The organism is Mediterraneibacter sp. 210702-DFI.5.30 (assembly GCF_020560115.1).
In the GTDB taxonomy this organism is placed as follows: domain Bacteria; phylum Bacillota; class Clostridia; order Lachnospirales; family Lachnospiraceae; genus Mediterraneibacter; species Mediterraneibacter faecis.
The window spans coordinates 1-23145 of record NZ_JAJCME010000015.1 but is presented as its reverse complement, the minus strand read 5'-3'; the positions used below and the strand labels follow the sequence as shown (position 1 = coordinate 23145).

Below are 23145 nucleotides of genomic sequence, written 5' to 3'. Positions count from 1 at the left end.
CACCCTCCGCATTTTGCCGTACCGCTCAATTCAAATTTACTATACTACATTTTTTCACTTCCGTAAAACGCAAAAAGCAAACTCCAAAGAATTTGCTTTTTGTATTATTTCGTTCTCAGCTATTCTATTTCAGTTCATCTAAAATAGATGCTCCGATCGTTCCCTCCGGCATCTTTACGTCGAAATTATCTGCAATCGTTGCACCGATCACTGCAAATGTATCTGAATCCTGCAGTTTTCCGTATCCTTCCATAGATGGAGAATAAGCGAAAAACGGAACCATTTCTCTTGTATGATCTGTTCCTGTGTGTGTCGGATCATTTCCATGATCCGCAGTGATGATCAAGAGATCATCTTCTTTTAATTCTCCGAGGAGTTCTCCCAATTTCACATCAAATTTCTCAAGTTCTTCTGCGTATCCCTTTACATTTCTGCGGTGTCCCCACAATGCATCAAAATCCACAAGATTTACAAAGCACAAGCCTTTGAAATCTCTTTTTGAAATTTCGATCGTCTGCTCCATTCCATGAACGGAACTTTTGGACTTATTTGATTCTGTCAGACCTTCTCCGTCAAAAATATCAAAAATCTTACCGACTGAGATCACATCATATCCTGCATCTTTGAGTGCATTAAGTGCTGTTCTTCCGTATGGTTTCAGCGCATAATCATGTCTGTTACTTGTACGCTTGAACTCACCTTTTTTCTTTCCAACATAAGGTCTTGCAATAACACGTCCGACTTTCCACTCATCTTTCATCGTAATATCACGTGCGATCTCACAGCAGCGGTAAAGCTCATCCAGTCCGAATGTCTCCTCATTTCCACAGATCTGCAATACAGAATCTGCAGATGTATAGACGATCATATGACCTGTTGCAATCTCTTCTTCTGCAAGTTCATCAAGAATCTCCGTGCCACTGGCACTCTTGTTTCCGATTACCTTATGTCCTGTTCTCTTTTCCAGTTCGTCAATCAATTCCTTCGGAAATCCCGTCTCTGTAAATGTCTTAAATGGCTTCGTGATATGAAGTCCCATCATCTCCCAATGTCCGGTCATCGTATCCTTTCCGGTACTTGCTTCTTTCAGGAAAGAATAGTATCCCATCGGTCTTTCTACCGGTGCCACCTGTTTCAGTGGATGCAAATTGGCGATTCCAAGTTTCTGAAGATTCGGAATATGAAATTCATCCACAGACTCAGAAATATGTCCCATTGTGTCTGTTCCTGCATCCCCATACTCTGCAGCATCCGGCATTGCTCCTGCTCCGAATGAATCGATCACAATTGTAAAAATTCGATTATATTTTTTCATAAAAATCACACCCCATTACATGTTTACAACGACCTTTGTAACAAGTTCCTTAAATGATTTTGCTACACGGTCTGCTGTCTCCTGTACTTCTTTATGATTCAGTTCCACTTTTGAGATTCCTGCTGCCATATTTGTGATACAGGAAATTCCGCAGATTTCCATACCCATATGACGTGCTGCCATAGCCTCACATGCTGTGCTCATTCCGACTGCATCTCCGCCCCAGCTCTGTGCGAGTCTTATCTCTGCCGGTGTCTCATAGTTCGGTCCTGTAAACTGAACGTAAACACCTTCCTGAATCTCAACGCCACACTCCGCTGCACACTTGCGGATCACATCCTGAAGACGCTTGCTATACACTTCGCTCATATCCGGGAATCTCGTTCCAAGTTCATCTATATTCGGTCCGATCAACGGGCTTGGAACTCCTGTTGTAATGTGATCTGTGATCATCATGAAATCACCGGCTTTGTAAGATGGATTGCATCCACCTGCCGCATTTGTAAGAAGAATCTTCTTCGCCCCAAGCATTCCCATCAGACGTGTCGGAAGAACAACGTCTGACATCTTATATCCCTCATAATAGTGAACACGTCCCTGCATGATCACAACCGGTGTATCCTCTACATAACCAAATACAAAGCGTCCTTTATGTCCCTTTACTGTAGAAACCGGAAATCCTTCAATCTCTGTATAATCGATGGTCTGCTCAATCTTGATCCCATCTGCGAAGTCTCCAAGTCCGGATCCGAGGATCAGTGCTACTTCTGGCTTAAAATCTATTTTCTGTCTTACACTTTCAAGACATGTAACTAATTTCTTATACATAATTTTCACTCTCCTTTTCTTTGTTTTCTGAACTTGAAAACCGGTAACATTTCGTGTAAATACTTATGCGCCATAAACTTCCCTCATTATCCGATACAATTTATCTTTTACACAATTTTCCGCAAAAGCCACATCTGCTGCATTCTTCATCAAAAGATAGATTTCATCATCTTGGATTCCGTATGTGTTTTGAATAAATTCCAGTTCCTTTGTCATTGTTGTATCACTGACCGTACGATTGTCCGTATTGACCGTTACTTTTAAACCGCCATTCAAGAACTCTCTGATCGGGTATTTCTCCGGTCCTGCTACTGCTTTTGTCTGCAGATTACTGATTGGGCACATCTCGATCCCGATTCCTTTTTCGGCAAGTTCTTTGATCAGATCACTATGCCCTCTCATTGCAATTCCATGACCGATTCTTCTTGCCCCAGCTTCCACGGAATCTATGATGTTCTGAGCACTTCCACACTCCCCTGCATGGATTGTGAACGGCATCCCAATCTTGTGGGTGTTCTGGAACAGATTTTTAAACTCTGACATAGGGTAGATGGCTTCTGCTCCTGCAAGATCTGCTGCACACACTCCTGAGCCAAGATATTCTCTCGCTGTACGTATCATGCGCCAGTTCATTTCTTCGCTGTGATGCCGCATTGCACATACAATCAGGCCGAAGTCAATTCCGAACTCTTTCTTGCCTCTTTCAAGACCTCTTAGGACTGCTTCTATCACTTTGTTACAATTCATATTATCTGTCTCTGAAAGAAGGGGGGCGAAACGGATTTCAGAATAAATCACATTCTCCTGTTTCATACTTCTAAGCACATCATAACCGGCTTCTTCAAGACCTTCTTCATCTTGTAAGCATTGCCCCGGCAGATCAAACTTTTCCAGGTATTCTGCAAGACTGGTACAGTCATTTGACACACTCAGTTCTTCTTTTCCCACCTGTCTTCCCAATCTCTTTTCCACAAATTCCCGACTCAGTGATCCGTCCAGATGACAGTGCAATTCCACCTTTGGCAATTTTATAATATCTTCCCTTGTCATTGTTAAATCCCCCTTCCTTTGTCAGCTTTTAATTCGTATATATTATACCAAATTTAATGGTCCAAACCCAAGAGGCATCAGCTCTTCTAAAGTATAAATTTCATATCGTTCTTTATCCACTGCAAGAATGATCTGAAATGTCTTCGGATTACAGAATTCCATCATGACCTGACGGCATACACCACATGGCGCAGTGTATTCCGTCAATTTTCCATCTTTGCCACCGACAATGCAGATTGCCTGAAAATCACGAACACCTTCGCTTACCGCCTTAAAAAATGCAGTTCTCTCCGCACAGTTTGTTGGTGTATAAGATGCATTTTCTATATTACATCCTGTATAGATCTTTCCGCTCTTTGTTAAAAGCGCTGCCCCAACTTTAAAATTCGAATAAGGTGTATAGGAAAACTTAAGTTGCTCAATCGCTGTATCGATCAATTTCTCAACCATAACCTGTTCCATCACAGCCTCCTCTTTTCTTTCATATGCTACTACCTGTTTTCTTATTTGTTTTCCTGGTCTGCTTTGATCAATTTGCGAATTGCTTCAACGGCTACCTGGATTGCCATATCTGTATCACGAACAACTGGATTCGCAAGACCAAGTTTCTCTCTTTCCTGATTTGCAACAACAAGAAAACAAGAACCTGCTCTTGCTCTTAATTTAGATGCACAGATAAACATTGCTGCTGATTCCATCTCAGATGCAAGGCATCCCATCATCTTCCATGCTTCCCATTTATTGATAAGTTCATATCCTACCGGCATTTTCTCTGGCTCATGCTGTCCGTAAAATGCGTCTTTAGACTGAACAACACCTGTATAATGTGTGAAGTTTTTCTCTTTCGCTGCTGCAACCAATGCATTTGTAACATCAAGATCTGCTACTGCAGGATACTCGATCGGTGCGTATTCTTTGGATGTTCCTTCCATGCGGATCGCACCTGTTGCGATTACAACGTCACCACTTTTAATCTCTGTCTGCATTCCGCCACATGTTCCAATTCTTACAAAAGTATCTGCTCCACATTTATACAGCTCTTCCATAGCGATTGATGCAGACGGGCCACCAATACCTGTAGATGTAACGCTTACCTTTACTCCGTCCAATGTTCCTGTATAAGTAATATACTCCCTGTTATCTGCTACCAAAACCGGATCATCAAAATACTGTGCGATCTTAACGCAACGTTTTGGATCTCCCGGCATGATCACATAACGTCCAACTTCTCCTTTTGCTACCTGAATATGGTATTGTCTGCTCGGATCTTCTGAATAATTTTTCATAATTTTTTCACCTCTCTACCACTTCATATCTTATGCCATTGAGGGCACAACTACCTTGAACAGTACCTGTGGAAATTCTTGACTTCTTTTAATATTACTTTACTCTAATATCTTGTAAAACTCAAGCTACCTATTCATTGCATGAAATAAAACTGACAAACTTTCAATAATCTTGTTCGAAAGTCCCTTTTATTAAAAAAAGGGGTAGTCTCAAAACAAGAAACTCGTTATAATAGGGGGCAGAAAATGGATGGAGGAATTCAAAATGAATAATGTAATTGAGATGAAGCACCCACTGATTCAGCATAAGATTTCCCGATTAAGAGACAAAAACACAGGAACTGCTGAATTTCGTGCACTGGTAGAAGAAATTGCTATGTTAATGGGATATGAGGCTTTAAAAGATCTTCCATTAGAAGATGTGGAAGTCGAAACACCGATTGAAAAATGTATGACACCACAGATTGCAGGCAAGAACTTTGCTATTGTACCAATCTTACGTGCCGGTCTTGGAATGGTAAGCGGTCTTCAGGCTTTAGTCCCGACTGCAAAGATTGGTCATATTGGTCTGTATCGTGATGAGGAGACACATGAGCCACACGAATACTACTGCAAACTGCCAAGCCCAATCTCTGAACGTCTGATTGTTGTTACAGATCCTATGCTTGCTACAGGTGGTTCTGCTGTTGCTGCTGTTGATTTTATCAAACAACATGGCGGAAAGAAGATCAAATTCATGGCTATCATTGCTGCTCCGGAGGGCGTAGAACGTCTGATGGAAGCACATCCGGATATTCAGCTGTACGTAGGACATATTGACAGAGAACTGAACAAAGATGCTTACATCTGTCCGGGACTTGGGGATGCCGGGGATCGCATTTTCGGAACAAAATAAATAGATTTTGCAAAACAAAAAAGATATCGAAACACACTTACATTTTTCGTGTGCTCCGATATCTTTTTTATCTGTCCCTGGCCGAACAGATCATTTGGCTTATATTTTATGGTATATTTTTACATGGCAGTAAAATTGGTTTAATTTCTGATTTCATAAATCTGAGTCGCTTTTCAGGCATGAGCGGCTCAGATTTTTCGAGTAAACTTTAATGTCCTGACACAACTTATTTAATAAAGCTTACATGTTTGCAGATTTCTTCGATCGCTTTTTCTTTTCTCTCATTGAAGACTACTTTGTTCTCTTCAAACAGGTTACGTCCCTCTGTATCAATAGATACGATCAGTGGTCCGAACTCTTTTACGCGGCAGTGCCACAGTGTCTCAGGCATTCCGAGGTCTCTCCACTGAGCATCAACGATTTCCTCAACTTCTGTTGCTGCAACAACAGCATTTCCTGCCGGGAATACGCAGTGGATTGCTCCGAATTCTTTACATGCACGCTCTGTGTTTTCTTTCATTCCACCTTTTCCGATGATCACACGAACTCCGGACTCTTTTACAAATTCATACTCAAATTTTTCCATACGCATACTTGTTGTCGGTCCTACAGAAACCATTTCAAATTTATCATTTTCAAGTGGTCTGATGATCGGGCCTGCGTGGAAGATTGCTGCATCTTTTACATCAACCGGAAGCTCACGTCCTTCTTCAACGAGTCTTCTGTGTGCAACGTCACGGCAAGTTGTCATGCTTCCGTTCAGATAAATGATATCTCCTGCATGAATATCTTTGAGATCCTCAGCTGAGACTGGTGTTGTTAAAATCTTTTTTCCATCTTTTATTTCCAGCATTATAATGTCACCCCCGAATGTGTTGTGATTGTGTAGTTAAGGTCCTTATCAAATACAATGTGTCCACGTCTGTGTGACCAGCATCCAACATTAACAGCAACTCCGATTGTAGATGGATGTCTTGCTGTATTCTCAATGTGAACTCCCATAACAGAATACTTTCCGCCCATTCCCTGTGGTCCAAGGCCAATCGCATTAATTCCATCCTCAAGCAGCTTCTCCATAGATGCTGCACGTTCGTTTTCATTGTGGCTTCCAAGTGGTCTCATAAGAGCTTTCTTGGAAAGTAATGCTGCTGTCTCAACAGATGTAGCAACACCGACTCCGACAAGCAGCGGAGGACATGCATTCAGTCCGTAAGATGTCATAACATCAAGGACAAATTTTGTAACTCCCTCGTATCCTTCACCTGGCATAAGAACCATAGCTTTTCCTGGCAGTGTACATCCGCCACCTGCCATATATGTATAGATTTCGCACTGATCACTATCCGGTACGATATCCCAGAATACTGTCGGTGTTCCTTTTCCTACATTCTTTCCTGTGTTGTACTCATCAAATGTCTCAACACTGTTATGACGAAGCGGTGCTTCAAATGTAGCCTTTACAACTGCTTCCTTTAAGAGTGCTTCCAGTTCTCCAATGAGTGGGAAGTTTGTTCCGCATTTTACCCAGAACTGTAATACTCCTGTGTCCTGACAGCTTGGTCTGTTCAGCTCTTTTGCAAGAACCTGGTTCTTCTGCATTGTCTGATAAATAACCTTTGAAAGCGGGCTGTCTTCTTTTTCTGCAAGCTCGTCAATCTTTGCTTTGATGTCATCCGGCAGTACTTTACCAATATAGGAAACAAAGTTCGCCATATAAGTAGTAAGCTGCTCTACCTGTGCTTTTTTATCCATTTTTAGGTCTCCTTTCATTACTGCTGCAATTTCCAGTAACTTTGATGATTAGGTTAGTTCATTGTTTTATAGTTTCTTTTATATCTCATTCCAACAACATGTCTTCTTACGGGAAGAATGGAAATGCGATTGGAAGGATAATCATACTTACAACTGTTGCAATGATGATCAATGGGAATCCTGCTTTTACATAGTCCATAAACTTGTATCCGCCGGCTCCAACCACCATTGTATTTGCTGGCATTCCGATTGGTGTCGCATATGCGCAAGAACCACCGATTACACAAGCCATCAATACAGCTCTTGGATCCGCTCCCATTCCCTGTGCGATTGAAAGACAGATTGGAACCATCAGCGCTGTTGTTGCTGTATTTGACATGAAGTTTGTCAGGATACAACACAGCAGGAATACAACAAGTGTCAGGATATATGGAGATGGGTTCGCACCCAACGCTCCGATTACTTTATTAGCGATCACTTCTCCGGCTCCTGTCTCCTGAAGAGCAGATGCGAGGGAAAGTGTACCACCGAACAGGAAGATTGTCTTAAGATCGATTGACTTAAGTGCATCTTTTTCTGAGATAACTCCTGTAAGAATCAGAAGCAGTGCTCCGATTCCACCGGAAATACAAAGCTTGATACCGATTTTATCTTCGAAAATCATTGCCAGCAATGTAAATACCAGGATAATCAGTGATAACCACTGTTTCCATTTCGGCACATTATCGAAATTCTTTGTTGTATCAAAAGCTCCGTCATCCTTCACATCGTGACTTGGAAGCAGTTTGTAACCAATTGTTGCGTAGAAAATAATTCCTACGATCAGGATCGGCATACCAACAATTGCATACTCGAAGAATCCGAATTTTAGTCCGATTTCACCGAGTGCACTCTGTGCGATCAGGTTTCCCGGTGCACCGATCAGGGAAAGATTTCCTCCCATTGCTGCTGCAAATACAAGCGGCATCAGAAGTCGGGATCTTTTGTATCCTGATTTTGCTGCAATTCCGATAACTACCGGAATCAGAACTGCTGCAGTTCCTGTGTTTGACAGGATTCCGCTCATCAATCCTACGATCACCATGATCGCAATGATCAGCATTCTTTCTGTCTTGGCGAACTTCGTAACAATTCCTCCGATTTTATTCGCCATTCCTGTTTCAAATAACGCACCTCCTACGATAAACATTGCTACAAAAAGGATTACGTTACTGTCAATGAACCCTGCAAAGGCTGTTTTCACGTCTAAAACCCCAGTCACTACAAGACCGATACAGACAATCATTGATGTTACTCCAAGCGGTATCTTTTCTAATACAAACATGATTACCGCAAACAGGAGAAACAGAAGAGTTATTGTTGATGGACTCATATGTTTTCCTCCATTCCTTTGTTTCTGTTTTTCTTTTACTTCTTAACTTTTTCAGCTATTATTTTTAGCTTCGCTTTAAGTAATTTCCGGCCGTTTCGATTACCTCTCTGCTATGGTTGTATTATAGAAAATACAATCGAAAATGTACATTCTGAAAAAAATATGGTACTATAAGAAAAAACTATGGAAACCTTTAGTACGCAATAATTTAGATATAGGAGGTTTTTACAAATGAAACTGACACAACTCGAATATTTCTGTGTTGCTGCAAGATACCACAACATCACCCGCGCATCCAAAGAGCTTTTTGTTACCCAGCCTTCGGTATCTAACGCGATCAAAGCTTTGGAAGAAGAATTCGGCGTGAATCTTTTCTATAGAAACAATAATAAACTGACTCTGACACCGGAAGGTGAAAAGTTCTATCAAAATGCCGAAGAACTTTTGGCTCATGCGGATGCTGTCAGATCTGAACTGCACGAACTCCGTAAGCAGATTACACCTGTCCGCATCGGAATCCCGCCAATGCTTGGAACCATTTACCTGCCGGATATGTATCTTTCTTTGAAGGAAGAATTCCCTGACGTAGATTTCCGCCTATATGAATATGGATCGATCAAAGCCTGTGAACTTGTTCTGGAGGAGAAACTTGACCTCGCGATTGTCAATGCAGAACAGTCTGCGATTGATAAATGCAACCTTCATATTATTGATAATGAAGATTTGCTCTTCTGCGTATCAAAGGATCATCCACTTGCAGAACAATCCACGCTTCTTTTAAACATGCTGACTGATGAGCCATTGGTTCTGTTTAACACTGATTCTGTTCAGGTTATGACACTTACCCGTCAGTTCAAGGCCGCAGGAGTAAACCCACACATTGTTCTGAACACCAGTCAGATCACAACACTGATCAACATGGTAAAGGCAGATAAGATTGGCTGCTTTTTATATAAATCTATGGTAGATATGTACCCTGATCTTGTCGGGATACCTGTCTTTCCGGCAATTGAACAGCGTATTGGTGTTATCTGGAGAAAAGGAAAGTATCAGAACGCTGTGACCGAAAAAGTTATTAGATATTTGAAGAATTATTAATCGTTATGCCAATCAATTTATTTAACAACTCATTAATTTTTAAAGGCGGATACATTGTACTGTACCCGCCCCTTATAGATTTTAATTCTCTTTTTCTGCCATTTTCTTTAAGTTCTCCTTGCATTTCTCACTGAGAAACCGCATCCAGCGAATAATACCCGACTCATTTCTTATCTTCTATTCATATAAGAAATCGACGACAACGTCTGCAGGTGCGCCGGACAGATATCTCTGCATGCCAGTGATTTCGAACATTGCTTCGCAAAATGTTCTTCATACTGTTTCTCCAATGCCCGCTTTCGATTCAGACTGGAAGAATGCAGAAGATACGCATTATTTGCAAACTCTGCGCCATAGAAATCATCTTTTGCCCCAAGATAACTCGGACATACTTCCAGACAAAGTCCACATTTCAGACACTTTGCTGCCGAATACTGATGATCATGCTCTTTCGGATCTGGATGTTTCCGAATTCCAAGGTACATCAGTGCTTCCTTCTGGCGTTCCCATATCACAGATCTGTCAACAATCAGATCTTCCACAACCGGAAATTTTGTAAGTGGTTCCAGCCTTAAAATCTCTGTATCATCTGTATTAATGAACACTCCACATGCCAATGCCGGATGCCCGTTGATCACCATTGCACAACTTCCGCACATTTTCTGCATACAACCACATTCCCAACGGATTTTTCTACATTGTTTTCCTTTGATATCTTCCAGCTGGTCACGTTCATTTAACTTCTCGAGAATCGCGGCTACTGTAATTCTTCCCTCTCCTCTGAAATGAAAAACTTGCCAATACGGCGCTGATCTTCGGTCATCCTGTCTTTTGATTCTTACTTTCATCTCACAGCGCCTCCCTTTTCTCCTGACTCCTGTTCAAAATAAATCCTGATTTTTTCGTCTTTAAACTCTGCAACGGAACATTTCATGAATTCTGATTTTTCACCTGGAAAATCTTTTCGGAAATGAGCTCCTCTTGATTCACGTCTTTCCACAGCACTCATAAGTGTCGCTTTTCCAAGAACAGCCATCGGATATAATCTGTAATTTTCATAAACAGATACCATTGGATCAATCGGAAATGTCCTCAGCTCATTCAAGCTGGAATCCAATGCGTAAATACTATCCTGAAGAACTTCTCCATCACGGATCAAATCCATGCCATAACTCATGATCTTCATTAATTTACGCAGTGTTGCTGTCGCTGAATACTTGCCCCGATACTCTGACATCTGTTCCATACGATCAATTTTCTCCTGCTCATGCTCAATATAAGGAACAAACAATTCTTCGCACATCGGCTGACCCTGTCCCTCATGCACCGCATGCGCTGCTGTTCTTCCCGAATGAACTGCTGTCATCAATGAATTTCCACCAAGGCAATTTGCACCATGATATTTTGACGCAGCTTCTCCCACAGCATACAATCCTGCAATATTCGTCTGATGCATTCCGTCCACTTTAATACCACCCATAAAGAAATGGATTGCCGGCGTTACAGGGATCGATTCTTTTGCAGTCTCCAGATAAACCTGTCCGGGACACATTGCAATTTCTCTTGCGACAAGATCTCTTGACATCAGATTGCCTTCCGTACCATACTTTTCTTCCATAAAATAAACACTGTGGCTTCTATTCTTATAATAAAGTCTCCAACCTTCACTTCTGACAGATTCCGAAATTATAACCCTCTTATTTCCTCTCTGAACCGTAGTCGGATAATACTGGATAAATTCGAGATTTCTCAGCTGCACTCCCTGTAAAAAAAGCTTTCCTGTCACATAACCATCATTTAATTCAGATCCAGTGGTTTTTCCATATAGCTTGTTCATTCCACCGGTAGCACAGATTACTGCATCCGCATAAACCGGAATCAACATTTTAGATTCTGGATTATAAAATAACGCTCCATAACACTTTTCATCCCGAATAAGAGCGGAATAAAAATACAATCCGATTTTCTTTTCTATTTTACCTTTAATCTCATACTCCAGGCATTTCTGTGTCATTGCCGTAACAATCTGTTTTCCAATGGAATTACCTGAATAAACAGTCCTTTTTCTACTCTGTCCTCCGGAAGCTTTCACTTTCCATGTATCATCTTCATTTCGATCAAAAAGAACTCCCATCTCATCCAGCCATTTCAGATGTTCCGGTGCTTTCTCACAGAGATTTCTCACATCCTCTTCTTTTTCAAGAAAACACCCACTCTCCAGCGTATCATTCGCATGCCACACTACAGAATCCTCCTCTGCGGTATCAACTACTGCATTGATTCCTTCTGCTGCCATAACTGACTGTGTACGTTCTGACTGAATCGGTGATACAAGAATTACCTCATCATCAAGTTCTGCTGCTTCTATTGCAGCAGACATCCCGGCAATTCCATTTCCTATAATCAATACCTTCATTTGTCATCTTCTCTTTCCTAAAAATCTCACCTGTTCCTACAATCTTATCCGCGCAGCCACCGTAAGAACCATTAATAATCCACAGATGATCCATGTTACATAATCCACAAGCTTCTCCATCCTATCGTTCTTCAACAAACCAAGCGTCAGCATAGAACGGCTGAACGATACACTCAGATGCAGAAATGCCGCACCTGCAAAGAGAATCTCCGTCACTAATACAAGAAACTTTGCTCCACCAGAAAATGTTGCTCCACTTATTATAAGATGAAGTACTCTCATGTGTGGATACAATAAAATCAGTATAACAATTCCACTGATTCTCTGCGTAATTAATCTCCAATTCTCTTTCCTGTATCTGTGAAAATTAAGTACTCCACGTCTTGGATAATAACTTACAATACAAAGAACTACATGAATCAAAACTGTCGCCACAATCCCTCCTGCGAGTATCTGACAATCAGAATAATCCTGTCCACCTGTCAACACAGGAATGGACATGGTAAGCATATGTCCAAGTAAGAATAACGTAAGCATCCAGGAACATACTGCGTTCCATTTCTTTATCATTAATCAGCACCCCTTCTGTATCTTATTCTCTCTACTTTTAATCTTCCACATAAACAGCGCGGGTACGCTCTCCATCTTCGATCAATTCTACCTTTGGAAAACTTTGTATATACTGCTTAAATTGTGAGTATCCATAATCCCGTACTTTAAAATCACCAAACTGAATACGAATTCGATTCCCCAGTGTTCCAAGAGAGATCCCCTGATCCCCTGTCATCTGGATCTGTCGGATAATATACTCTTCAAGCATATCTTTCTTACTCTTATCTTCATACAGAGTAACCGAAACTTTCGTTCCTTCCTGGATCAGCTTTAATTTCGGTAAAGTTTCAAGGAACTTGGATAACAAACTGTAACCATAACGTCGAACATCAAAGTCCGGATATACTTTGACCAGCCGGCTTCCAACTTCACCAAGCCCGGTTTCCCTGTCGTTATTCTGGTTTTCCGTAATGATCTTAACCACGATTTCTTCTATTTTTTCCTTTGATACCTTTTCAATCTTTTCTTTTGAACCTCTTCCATTCGACGATGATAATGAAGCACCGGAAATTTTCTTCTGTCCCCTTCCAAACACATGCGGATGATAAGACTTTCCTTCGCTCTCTTCCTTCTCTATCGTGTTGTCTTCCAGAAGCACCTCTAATACGGTGAAGATATCACAGGCTTTACGGAACGGAAGCGGTGTCTTGTCCTCGCCCATTCCGATTACCATCTTTCCACTTTCACGAAGCCGGCTTGCAAGCTTTGTAAAATCACTGTCACTTGATACCAGACAGAACCCCTCCAATTCACTTGTATAGAGCATGTCCATTGCATCAATGATCATGGCAGAATCTGTAGAATTCTTTCCCTGTGTATAACTGAACTGCTGAATCGGCGTAATAGAATTTTGAAGAAGTTCTTCCTTCCAACTCGCACTGTTTGACTTTGTCCAGTCTCCGTAAATTCGTTTGTAAGTCACGTTTCCATATTTAGATAATTCATCCAGGATTGGCTTAATATATTTTGCGGATACATTATCCGCATCGATTAAGAGTGCGAAACGGTCTTCCATGTCTGATACTCCTCTCCTGCAAGATTCTTCCATGTAAATACACCGTTTTCATAAATCATATAACTGTGCTCGGATCCTTCTTTCGGAATCGAGACAGAACCTGGATTTAAGTACTGATATTTTCCACCGTTCATATCAAGGATTTCCTCACATGCCGGAATATGCGTATGTCCGTTCAAAAGAATATCTCCGTCTTTCAGCATCGGAAGCTTATGTGGATTATACACATGTCCGTGTGTTGCAAATATTGTAACATCACTGTTCTTTTCTTCCGGATCTCCTGACAGATTCAGATAACAATAATCTGCCAGAATTGGGAACTCCAATACCATCTGATCCACTTCTGTATCACAATTTCCTCTCACACAAAGAAGTTCTTTCTTCATTGGATTAAGCATTGCGATCACTGTCTTCGGTGCATATCCTTCCGGCAGATCATTTCTCGGTCCATGATAAAGAATATCCCCTAACAATAATAATTTGTCTGCGCCTTCTCTTTTATAAGCCTCAATCATCTGTTCGCAATAAAACGCTGAACCATGGATGTCAGATGCAATCATTAATTTCATTTTTCACGTCCTCCTGTCTTTCTAAATAGTTTCTCTATAATAAATGAAAAAAGCAGTGACTCTTTTCTTGAGACACCGCCTCTTATTATTTTGTGCCTGTGGATATTATAACACAGAATGAATCACAGAGAAAAATATTTTCCTACAATTTCAAAAGGCGCCGGACCCACACTCAGCACAGCTTTATGGAATTCTTTCTGGGATTGATTTCCAGATTTTATCCATTCCTTTTTCAACTCCAGAAATTTTATATATCCGATATAATATTTCAAATAATTTCCCGGCGATCCCAGAATCAGATTATAGATTTTATCAACCGTTTCGGCATCTTTAATTCCGTATCTCGCATAAAATTCTACTGTGTCCATTCTGCTCCATCCTTCGTAATGAATTCCCATATCTGCCAATGCATAAAGTGCAAGAATCACTGAACTGTTCTTCTGAAGAATTGCTGCCTGAGTCTTAGATAACGGCATCAGATAATAGCTGCACATCTCCGCATAAGTTGCCCAGCCTTCTACATATCCGCCAAAATTTAAAATACTCCTGATGGGATCAGGATTCGTGCTTTCAAAAAATATTGTCTGATACAGATGTCCCGGATACCCCTCATGTGCCAACGTTGTAAACAGTGCCAAATCATCTCGCATCTGTATTTGGTTTACATAAATTACATTTTCTTCTGTATAGTCAATTGCCGGTATCATATAAAATGCGGGACTTAAATGTTCCTGCATTTCCTCCGGTACATATTTTATCTGCAGAGAAGTTTTTGGAATCTCAGGAAATGCAGTCCCTATCCCTTTTTTTAACTTTTCTAAAATTCTTTCTGCTTTCCTATCTTCCAATATTGCTGCTGCCTGCTTCGCTTCGTTGACTGCTTCTTCCATACCGGTAATATCTTCTGAAATTTGTCTTCGTGTTAGTTGCTCAAGCTCTTGAATCGTGTCTGTCACTCCTACACTCTGCTGTATATACCATTCGTAGTATTTTCTCCCTTCCGGAAAATAACACAATCCCTTTTCATTCGTTCCCTTCCCTTTCAATTCCTTAACCGCCTGTATCAAATCCTCATACGCCGGACAAACCTGCTCTTCCATCTGCCTGGCGTTCTGCTGAATATAATCACTCTTTTCTTTTTCAGACAGTTCCTGTAATTCACCAATTCTGGACACAAATGTCGAGTACAGATAATTTCCATTTCCCATTGCAAGAAATGCATTACATTGTTCTAACACCTGATCCGCCATTTCATCTGACAAAAACAATCCTTTGTCTGCTTTTTCTCTTTCAAATGCAATGATCTGTTGAAAATAATCCCTTGTCTCACTTAAAACATCCAGATACACCTCCACATCTGTCCTGTCATAAAACTGATATTCAGATAATACAATTGGAATCTGCGTCTGTACTCCATTGACTGTATTTAACGGTTCTTCATAATACAGATAATCTGCTTCTTCTCTCAAACTTCTCAGATATTGCTTTAACAGATCGTATGTAATTTTATTCTTTACATTCAGTTTTTCATAAGAAAATGCATACAATGCCTGCTGTATATTCTCCGCTGCTGTCTTAATCTGAGTACTGTCTGTCTGTATCGTTCCATATGCTGTATCCGCTTTATCAATCCCATACGCTTCTGGCTCTTTTAATGTATAGTGCAGACTGATCTGGCTTGCAGCCACCTCTTTGCAAAACAATTTTTCTGTAAACGATGTAAATCTTTCATTCTCCACATCTTTACTGCTCTTTTTTTCTTCTAAAAATGTTGCTTCACAACCGTTTAAAAAGAAAATAGCACTGAAAAGAATACTGATACTACATACAATACTTACACACTGCTTCTTCCGCCTTTTCCAAAATTGAATCAACATAGCAGACTCCGACAGTTATTTCTCTAATTTTATGCATTGGCTTCCTTATTTATACATCGCTGAAATTTGTTTCCAAACAGTAATGCATCCCCTCTTTATTTGTGATAAAATACAACTATATAAGATACAGGAGGCGTTGTGTATGGCCAGCTTAATATTTGAACATTTGAAAAAAGTATATCCGAACGGATTCGTATCTGTAGACGATGTCAGCCTCTCGATCGAGGACGGTGAATTTGTTGTATTCCACGGACCAAGCGGATGCGGAAAATCTACAATTTTACGTATGATTGGCGGCCTGGAAGATATTACTTCCGGAAAGATCTATCTTGATAATACCTTTTTAAATGACATTCTTCCACGCGACCGGAAGCTTGCCATGGCATTTCAGAATTACATTCTCTATAAGCACATGAATGTCTATGATAATATGGCACTTGGACTGAAGCTTCGTGATCTTCCGCGTACAGTTATCAATACCCGCGTAAAGACTGCTGCCGCTTTTCTTGGAATTTCAGACATTCTTACGAAAAAAATTCGTTCTATTTCTGATTCTGAGCGCCAGCGTGTTGCACTCGGTCGGGCTATTGTCTGCCATCCAAAAGTTCTGCTTGTAGATGAAGATTTTGCCCATCAGGATGATGATCTTCGGAAAGATATGATCCATGATATTCTCAAGATTAACAAAGAGCTTGGAATTACGGTTCTTTATGTCACAAATAACTACGAAGAAGCCGTTTCCCTGAATTCTCGTGTCATTTTTATGAAAGACGGAAAAGTAATTGAGGACAGCATTTAAGCTGTCCTCTCCTTTTTTACCCTGGCAACTCTCAAAACATGCTTCTTATGATTTTTGCTTCTCCAGGTAATTATAAATTTCTCGCTTCTGAACGCCGCGGTCTTTCGCAACCTTTTTCATTGCTTCTTTGCGATCGAGCCCCTGAGAAATATAATGCTCCATATGATCTTCGATACTCATATCTTCCCAGCGCGCTTTTTCTTCCTGACGGATTTCTTCCCGGCTTCTCCCTGCAATTACAATCACGCACTCTCCCTTCGGATCATTCGCCTCATAATAAGCTACTGCTCCTTCAAGTGTTGATTGAAATGCTGTCTCATGCCTTTTGGTCAGTTCTCTGCAAACCGTTACTTTTCGATCTCCCAGACGCTCTGAAAGAAGTTTCAAAGTCTTTACCAGACGATGCGGTGCTTCATACATTACGATCGTTCTTGTCTCAGCAGCCATCTCTTTTAAAACTTCTTCCCGCTCTTTCTTATCTGTCGGAAGAAATGCCTCAAATGCAAATCTTCTTGTCGGAAGTCCTGACATTGTAAGCGCTGTAACACATGCCGCCGGTCCCGGAACAGAAGTTACTCGAATCCCTGTTTCATAACACATTTTCACCAGTTCTTCTCCCGGATCAGAGATCCCAGGTGTACCTGCATCTGTAATTACCGCAATATCCAGTCCTTCTTCCAGCTTCTCCACCAGTTTACGACCTTTATCAAACTTGTTATATTCATGATAACTTGTCATTGGTGTCTGTATTTCGAAATGATTTAACAGCTTAATACTGTTTCTTGTATCTTCTGCTGCGATCAGATCCACCTCTTTCAATGTTCTGATCGCACGAAATGTCATATCTTCCAGATTTCCAATCGGTGTTGCTACCAAATATAATGTTCCTGCCATCTTCATCTCCCATGACTTTGTAACTGTTCAGTTACCTTTGTTTTTCAGAATTATTTCCGTTCTTCTGCAGTAAAGTTCCATCCTTCGCATACATAATAATTGGTGGCTCTATTGTCACTCTGGGTTTTGCCCCACGCATTCCTTCCACCAGAACCATTGTCGGTTCTTTATCTATATACGGATGAATAAACTGAATCCGTTTCGGTTCAATCTTATATTCATGCATCTTCGTCAAAATCTCTGTCAGCCGGAACGGTCTGTGGATCATATAAAATCTGCCTTTATCCTGAAGAAGCCGCATACTTTCTCTTAAAATATCATCTAATGTACACAACACCTCATGCCGTGCAATTGCCTTACTGTCATCTGGATTCCGAAGTCCATGATCCGCTAACATATAAGGCGGATTCGTTGTGATCACATCAAAAAAGGCTGGCTTAAATCGTTCTGCCGCCTCTTTAATATCTCCGGTTACAATGCTAATTCTGTCTTCCAGATGGTTATGTGCAACACTGCGTCTTGCCATTTCTGCAGTCTCAGCCTGTATCTCAAGCCCTGTAAAATGCTTTCCTTTCGTCTTTCCTGCAAGTAGAACCGGGATGATTCCATTCCCGGTTCCCATATCAAGCACGGTCTCTCCCGGCTTTATTTTTGCAAAATCAGAGAGAAATACTGCATCCACTCCAAAACAGAATTTTGAAGGATTCTGGATCAATTCTAATCCTCCAAGCTGCAGATCATCCAGACGTTCGCCTGGTCTCAGATTATTTATCATCTAACTTCGAAGCTCCCTCTTTCTTCTCCATCCGCTCAAGTGCAGCAAGTTTCTTCTGCTCTTCTTTCGATACTTTCTGTTTCTTTCTTCTCGGACGGAATTTCAGATCATCCGCTTTATACTCGCGAATCTCTTTCTCGTCATTCTCCAGATTAACAATAACTTTCACAAGTCTGCGAAGTACACTCAAAGAATGTACTGTTCCAGTCAATCCATCACTTGTTGTCACATTATCTCCAACAGAAGGTAACTGACTGTTAAGCACTTCATAAGTCTCTTCCTCATTCGTCAGGCAACACATCAATCTTCCGCAGACCCCTGAAATCTTTGTCGGATTCAGAGACAGGTTCTGTTCCTTTGCCATCTTGATTGATACCGCTGCAAACTCTGTCAGATATGTGCTGCAGCATAATGGACGTCCACAGATACCAATTCCTCCGCGGATCTTCGTCTCATCTCTGACCCCAATCTGACGAAGCTCAATTCTTGTTCTGAACACAGCTGCCAGATCCTTTACAAGTTCACGAAAATCAATACGTCCGTCCGCTGTAAAATAAAACAGGACTTTATTATTATCAAAAGTATATTCTGCTTCAATCAGTTTCATATCCAGTCCATGCTTGCGGATCTTCTCCTGACAAATCTTAAAAGCCTCTTTCTCTTTCTGACGATTCTTCTCTACCGTCTTCTCGTCCTGCTCTGTTGCAATACGAATCACAGACTTCAAAGGCTGAATCACTGAATCATCGTCCACCTCTTTTGGTGCACTGACAACACGTCCGTACTCGATTCCCCGTGCTGTCTCCACGATTACGTGATCCCCCTGTTTGATTTCAAACTCCCCCGGGGAAAAGAAATAAATCTTTCCCGCTGTTCGGAATCTTACTCCTATTACTTTTGTCATGTATCTAGTTCTCCTTTATTGTAAGCAAGAGCAGTTCCATTGTCAGTTCAAAATTAACATTTGCTTTCAGTCTGGCTTTCGCCTTTTCAATTGCGTTCAAAATATTCTCAATTCCTTCATAAGAGCTCTTACTTGCACGCGCCTTGATATATCTCAGCTGATCAGAAAATACTACTCTGTCTACATTCTTAGTTGCCTTATAAATTAATACATCTCTGTACCAGATTGCAATCATATCCAGATAGTCGTTAATCTCCATTTTATATGTCATACATTTTTTCACTGCATCCATCAGTTCTGAAACATTCATCTCATCAATATTTCTAAGTAAATGTACAACTTCTTCCTTAATCTCATTGAAATATTCTGATGTCGCAAGCATAATCGCTTTTCCCATATTTCCCTGGGCAAATGCTACACAGACATCTGCTTTATAATCAGGAATCTCCATCTGCTCCATCAGATATTTCTTTACGAGCTGATCTTTAATATTACGAAGTTTCATCATAACGCATCTGGAACGAATCGTTGGCAGTAAAGCCTCTGCATTCTCTGTCAGAAGCATGATCACCGCATATTCCGGTGGCTCCTCAATTGTCTTAAGCAATGCATTCTGTGCCTGGGCACTCATTAAGTCTGCCTCTGGAATAATATAAATCTTATACTTGCTGCTGTACGGCTTGATCACGATATCATTATTAACCTGTGTACGAATATCATCAACACTGATCGTATTCGGTTTCTCATGTGTCACCTTAATAATATCCGGCTGATTGCCGCTCTGTGCCTGTTTACAGGATTGACATTTTCCACATGCCTCTCCGTCTTCCGCACGATTCTGGCACTGCAGGCTCATAGCAAAAAGATTCGCAAGAAGCCGCTTCCCAGATCCCCTTTCGCCATTCAGAATATATGCATGCGATACTGCATCAGCCTGAACTGCGCTCGAAATATACTTGATTATGTTTTTGTGCCCTACTACATCTTTAAAACTACTCATTTCTATCACCTGCCGTGTATCTTATTTCATCTTTAGCGGATAATATTCTCACAATTATCCACCTAACAATAGTATATTCATAATTTTAACATCATTTTCTTACAAAACTATGAACTACCATTTAAGTATATCATAAATTCACGTTTATTTCTCGCAAAATTTCTTCCATACAAGTTTCCTTATCAATATTTTGAAATCTCCGCTTGATTCCCGCCCTTTCCAGATTCTCCTCCGAGAAATCTTCTGCATCTGCAAGAAATCTTCTGCACAGTTCTGCATACTGCGGTTTCGTCTGTGCCCGTTCTCTTTCTAACGCCCTCGACAGTCTTAATCCATCTTCTACTTCTATATATAATGGAACCATAACATCATCACCAAAATATTCTTTCAATGCATAATATGACTCAATTGTTCCGATCACAAGATAATCATACTGCCACAATTCAATCTGTCCATCATCTGCTGTAAAATAAGTCCAGATTCCACACTTTGTATTGTAAGAACGAAACTCGATGATTTTCTCCTCGTCCATCATCTCATCAAATCGTTCCTGATCGACAAAGAAATATTCCACTCCGTCCTTCTCACCCTCACGCATTGGACGTGTTGTATATGGAACGATTGAATGAAATTTGGGCATCTTTTCTATCAATTCTTTGTAAATCGTATCCTTCCCGGAAGCACTTTTTCCCATAATATAAAATATTTTACCCATACTTTTTCTCCTGCTCTTAAACATGCATCTGGATTCGTATTCTCAACTTCCAGCCTGTCGGTTCCTTATTCTGGATTCCCAGCAACTAATAAACAATTCTCCTGGCTTAGCCCTTCAATGGAAAAACCCATCTCTTTATATTTTACCATCTTTTGCACAATAGTAGAAGTAATTCTCTCTCCAGGAACAATCATTGGGATTCCCGGTGGATAAAGATAGACATATTCCAATGAGATTCTTCCTGATGCCTCATTCCATTTCACACTCTCGCCTTCCATTCTCCCTGCTTCAAAGGAAGAATATGCTTGTTCTAATGGAATCATTTCATAAGAAATATTTTTTATAGTATGATCCTCATCATTCCCTGAAAGCTCTTCGCACAGAATATTTTTATCAATCTCCATCACTGCCTGAACCAATCTGTCCATTCCTTCTTGTGTATCTCCCGGTCCTGTCATAGCAATCACATAAGACCCGGAAGCCATCTCCATCTCCAAATGATAAGATCTCAGCATTTCCTGAAATCGTTTTCCATTCAACACTTCCCCATCTGTATTCTTAAGATTTTTTACAGATAATACTATCTTCGACCGGTCATAATGTTCTGCCTCAATTAATTTTATATTCTTTAACTGCTTCAGTCTCTCTCTTGCTTGCTGCAAACACTCAACATAAGTGTCCATGATTTCTTCTCTGCACTCATCCATTGCCCGGACACACTCATCAATGGATGCCATTAAAATATAAGAAGGACTGCTGGATTGAAGCATATGCAAATAATTTCTTATCCTTTCACGATCAGCATATCTCCCATTTATATGAAGCAATGCTGTCTGAGTTAAAGACGGAAGTGTCTTGTGAAGACTGTGGATCACCACATCAGCCCCCCGTGTATTCGCATTTTGCGGAAAATATGAATGAAATCCAAAATGTGCACCATGCGCTTCATCGACGATCAGCGGAATCTTATATTCATGCACAATTTCCGCAATTGCTTCAATATCCGACACGACTCCTTCATAAGTCGGTGAAACAATGACAACCGCCTGAATATCTTCATATTCTTCAAGTAACTTCTTTATCTGGTCTACATGGATCTCACCATTAAGATCTGTCTCTTCCGAAAACTCCGGATAAATATATACTGGGCGTAATTCATTTATATATACCGCATTGTATACCGATTTATGACAATTTCTTGCCATCAAGATTCTACCACCACGCTCCGTACATCCCATCACTGCACTCAAAAGTCCGACTGTACTCCCATTAATCAGATAATGCGTCTCTTCCGCATGAAATACTCTGGCTGCATTCTCCTGTAATTCTTTCAACAGTTCTTCTGCATGATGAAGATCATCAAATCCATCTATCTCTGTTATATCAATATTATATGGTAACCTGGCTCTCATGAGCTCCATGTTACGCTTATGTCCAGGCATATGAAATGCATAATAATCTGAATTTCCATATGCAGTTAATTTTTCATATAAATATTCCATAATAACCTCTTATTTGTAAAAAGAACCTATCTGAATAATGATAGATTCTCCTGGTGCCATATTTTATTTATATAAAGTTAAAAGCAGTAATCATAATAGATTACTGCTTTCTTTCAGTGAGCGTGCGGGGATTCGAACCCCGGACAACTTGATTAAAAGTCAAGTGCTCTACCACCTGAGCTACACGCCCGTATCATTTTATTCACTTTTTGCAAATAAAAATGCCCAGAACCGGAATCGAACCAGTGACACGAGGATTTTCAGTCCTCTGCTCTACCAACTGAGCTATCTGGGCATAGACTATAAAAGTCTGAGTTGCGGGAGCAGGATTTGAACCTGCGACCTTCGGGTTATGAGCCCGACGAGCTTCCAGACTGCTCCATCCCGCGATATTAAATTAATTTCCCAAAAGAGAAAAGCCGATGATCGGACTCGAACCGATAACCTGCTGATTACAAATCAGCTGCTCTG

The 23145-nt window shown here is 40.7% G+C and carries 23 protein-coding genes and 3 tRNA genes; 3 read left to right on the top strand and 23 right to left on the bottom strand.

The window, feature by feature from the left end:
* Nucleotides 1-124: 124 nt before the first annotated feature.
* From LI126_RS12960 to udp, 5 genes are all read right to left on the bottom strand, one after another.
* The gene (locus LI126_RS12960; RefSeq protein WP_055148355.1) at nt 125-1315 is read right to left on the bottom strand and encodes a phosphopentomutase; all 1191 of its coding nucleotides are present in this window, start codon (nt 1313-1315) and stop codon (nt 125-127) included.
* Between the two features lie 15 nt (nt 1316-1330).
* Nucleotides 1331-2143, bottom strand: coding sequence for a purine-nucleoside phosphorylase (locus LI126_RS12955; protein ID WP_055148354.1), 813 nt, complete (start codon nt 2141-2143; stop codon nt 1331-1333).
* Nucleotides 2144-2206: 63 nt separating this feature from the next.
* On the bottom strand, nt 2207-3193 hold the full coding sequence (add, locus tag LI126_RS12950; protein ID WP_055148352.1) for an adenosine deaminase: 987 nt from the start codon (nt 3191-3193) through the stop codon (nt 2207-2209).
* Nucleotides 3194-3235: 42 nt separating this feature from the next.
* Nucleotides 3236-3700, bottom strand: coding sequence for a cytidine deaminase (locus LI126_RS12945; RefSeq protein WP_226862442.1), 465 nt, complete (start codon nt 3698-3700; stop codon nt 3236-3238).
* Complete coding sequence (udp, locus tag LI126_RS12940; protein ID WP_055148351.1) at nt 3697-4479, bottom strand: uridine phosphorylase; 783 nt, start codon at nt 4477-4479, stop codon at nt 3697-3699. Before udp ends, LI126_RS12945 begins: the two co-directional genes overlap by 4 nt.
* A gap of 265 nt (nt 4480-4744) precedes the next feature.
* Between udp and upp the strand changes: the two genes are divergently transcribed.
* Nucleotides 4745-5374, top strand: a complete 630-nt coding sequence (upp, locus tag LI126_RS12935) for a uracil phosphoribosyltransferase (protein ID WP_020436784.1) — start codon at nt 4745-4747, stop codon at nt 5372-5374.
* A gap of 226 nt (nt 5375-5600) precedes the next feature.
* Here the strand turns inward: upp and ttdB are convergent, their stop codons facing one another.
* The 3 genes from ttdB to LI126_RS12920 all read right to left on the bottom strand — a co-directional run bounded on the left by ttdB (nt 5601) and on the right by LI126_RS12920 (nt 8498).
* On the bottom strand, nt 5601-6227 hold the full coding sequence (gene ttdB, locus LI126_RS12930; RefSeq protein ID WP_015529418.1) for a L(+)-tartrate dehydratase subunit beta: 627 nt from the start codon (nt 6225-6227) through the stop codon (nt 5601-5603).
* Nucleotides 6227-7126, bottom strand: coding sequence for a L(+)-tartrate dehydratase subunit alpha (gene ttdA / locus LI126_RS12925; protein ID WP_015529419.1), 900 nt, complete (start codon nt 7124-7126; stop codon nt 6227-6229). The genes ttdB and ttdA overlap by 1 nt, the downstream gene beginning before the upstream one ends.
* Before the next feature lie 106 nt (nt 7127-7232).
* Nucleotides 7233-8498, bottom strand: a complete 1266-nt coding sequence (locus LI126_RS12920) for an SLC13 family permease (protein WP_055148349.1) — start codon at nt 8496-8498, stop codon at nt 7233-7235.
* 231 nt (nt 8499-8729) lie between these two features.
* Here LI126_RS12920 and LI126_RS12915 point away from each other — a divergent pair, with 231 nt between their 5' ends.
* Nucleotides 8730-9596 carry a LysR family transcriptional regulator gene (locus tag LI126_RS12915; protein WP_055148348.1) on the top strand — a complete coding sequence of 289 codons (867 nt, stop codon included), beginning with the start codon at nt 8730-8732 and terminating at the stop codon, nt 9594-9596.
* A 170-nt stretch (nt 9597-9766) separates the two neighbouring features.
* On the opposite strand, the gene LI126_RS12910 is transcribed toward LI126_RS12915, so the two are convergent.
* The 6 genes from LI126_RS12910 to LI126_RS12885 all read right to left on the bottom strand — a co-directional run bounded on the left by LI126_RS12910 (nt 9767) and on the right by LI126_RS12885 (nt 16085).
* Nucleotides 9767-10444, bottom strand: coding sequence for a 2Fe-2S iron-sulfur cluster-binding protein (locus LI126_RS12910; protein ID WP_196021678.1), 678 nt, complete (start codon nt 10442-10444; stop codon nt 9767-9769).
* Complete coding sequence (locus LI126_RS12905; protein ID WP_227165526.1) at nt 10441-12012, bottom strand: FAD-binding protein; 1572 nt, start codon at nt 12010-12012, stop codon at nt 10441-10443. The genes LI126_RS12910 and LI126_RS12905 overlap by 4 nt, the downstream gene beginning before the upstream one ends.
* A gap of 36 nt (nt 12013-12048) precedes the next feature.
* On the bottom strand, nt 12049-12582 hold the full coding sequence (locus LI126_RS12900; RefSeq protein WP_117499301.1) for a hypothetical protein: 534 nt from the start codon (nt 12580-12582) through the stop codon (nt 12049-12051).
* A 37-nt stretch (nt 12583-12619) separates the two neighbouring features.
* Nucleotides 12620-13639, bottom strand: coding sequence for an NYN domain-containing protein (locus LI126_RS12895; RefSeq protein WP_020436777.1), 1020 nt, complete (start codon nt 13637-13639; stop codon nt 12620-12622).
* On the bottom strand, nt 13615-14208 hold the full coding sequence (gene yfcE / locus LI126_RS12890) for a phosphodiesterase (protein WP_020436776.1): 594 nt from the start codon (nt 14206-14208) through the stop codon (nt 13615-13617). The genes LI126_RS12895 and yfcE overlap by 25 nt, the downstream gene beginning before the upstream one ends.
* 122 nt (nt 14209-14330) lie before the next feature.
* A complete protein-coding gene (locus tag LI126_RS12885) occupies nt 14331-16085 on the bottom strand; it encodes a DUF885 domain-containing protein (protein WP_155204983.1) in 1755 nt (584 codons plus the stop codon).
* Between the two features lie 142 nt (nt 16086-16227).
* Here LI126_RS12885 and LI126_RS12880 point away from each other — a divergent pair, with 142 nt between their 5' ends.
* The gene (locus LI126_RS12880; RefSeq protein WP_118085444.1) at nt 16228-16884 is read left to right on the top strand and encodes an ABC transporter ATP-binding protein; all 657 of its coding nucleotides are present in this window, start codon (nt 16228-16230) and stop codon (nt 16882-16884) included.
* 45 nt (nt 16885-16929) lie between these two features.
* On the opposite strand, the gene rsmI is transcribed toward LI126_RS12880, so the two are convergent.
* The 9 genes from rsmI to LI126_RS12835 form a co-directional block, all read right to left on the bottom strand.
* Nucleotides 16930-17778, bottom strand: a complete 849-nt coding sequence (gene rsmI, locus LI126_RS12875) for a 16S rRNA (cytidine(1402)-2'-O)-methyltransferase (protein WP_015529429.1) — start codon at nt 17776-17778, stop codon at nt 16930-16932.
* 31 nt (nt 17779-17809) lie between these two features.
* A complete protein-coding gene (locus tag LI126_RS12870; protein ID WP_227165525.1) occupies nt 17810-18553 on the bottom strand; it encodes a tRNA1(Val) (adenine(37)-N6)-methyltransferase in 744 nt (247 codons plus the stop codon).
* Nucleotides 18543-19457, bottom strand: a complete 915-nt coding sequence (locus tag LI126_RS12865; protein ID WP_055158361.1) for a PSP1 domain-containing protein — start codon at nt 19455-19457, stop codon at nt 18543-18545. The genes LI126_RS12870 and LI126_RS12865 overlap by 11 nt, the downstream gene beginning before the upstream one ends.
* Nucleotides 19458-19461: 4 nt before the next feature.
* Nucleotides 19462-20457, bottom strand: coding sequence for a DNA polymerase III subunit delta' (gene holB / locus LI126_RS12860; protein ID WP_155204991.1), 996 nt, complete (start codon nt 20455-20457; stop codon nt 19462-19464).
* A 130-nt stretch (nt 20458-20587) separates the two neighbouring features.
* On the bottom strand, nt 20588-21172 hold the full coding sequence (locus LI126_RS12855) for a guanylate kinase (protein WP_020436771.1): 585 nt from the start codon (nt 21170-21172) through the stop codon (nt 20588-20590).
* 65 nt (nt 21173-21237) lie between these two features.
* Entirely contained in the window at nt 21238-22674 is a 1437-nt protein-coding gene (locus tag LI126_RS12850; protein WP_227165524.1) for an aminotransferase class I/II-fold pyridoxal phosphate-dependent enzyme, read from the bottom strand.
* A 117-nt stretch (nt 22675-22791) separates the two neighbouring features.
* Nucleotides 22792-22864, bottom strand: a tRNA-Lys gene (locus tag LI126_RS12845).
* A 32-nt stretch (nt 22865-22896) separates the two neighbouring features.
* A tRNA-Phe gene (locus LI126_RS12840) sits at nt 22897-22969 on the bottom strand.
* Nucleotides 22970-22989: 20 nt separating this feature from the next.
* Nucleotides 22990-23063, bottom strand: a tRNA-Met gene (locus LI126_RS12835).
* Nucleotides 23064-23145 lie beyond the last annotated feature (82 nt).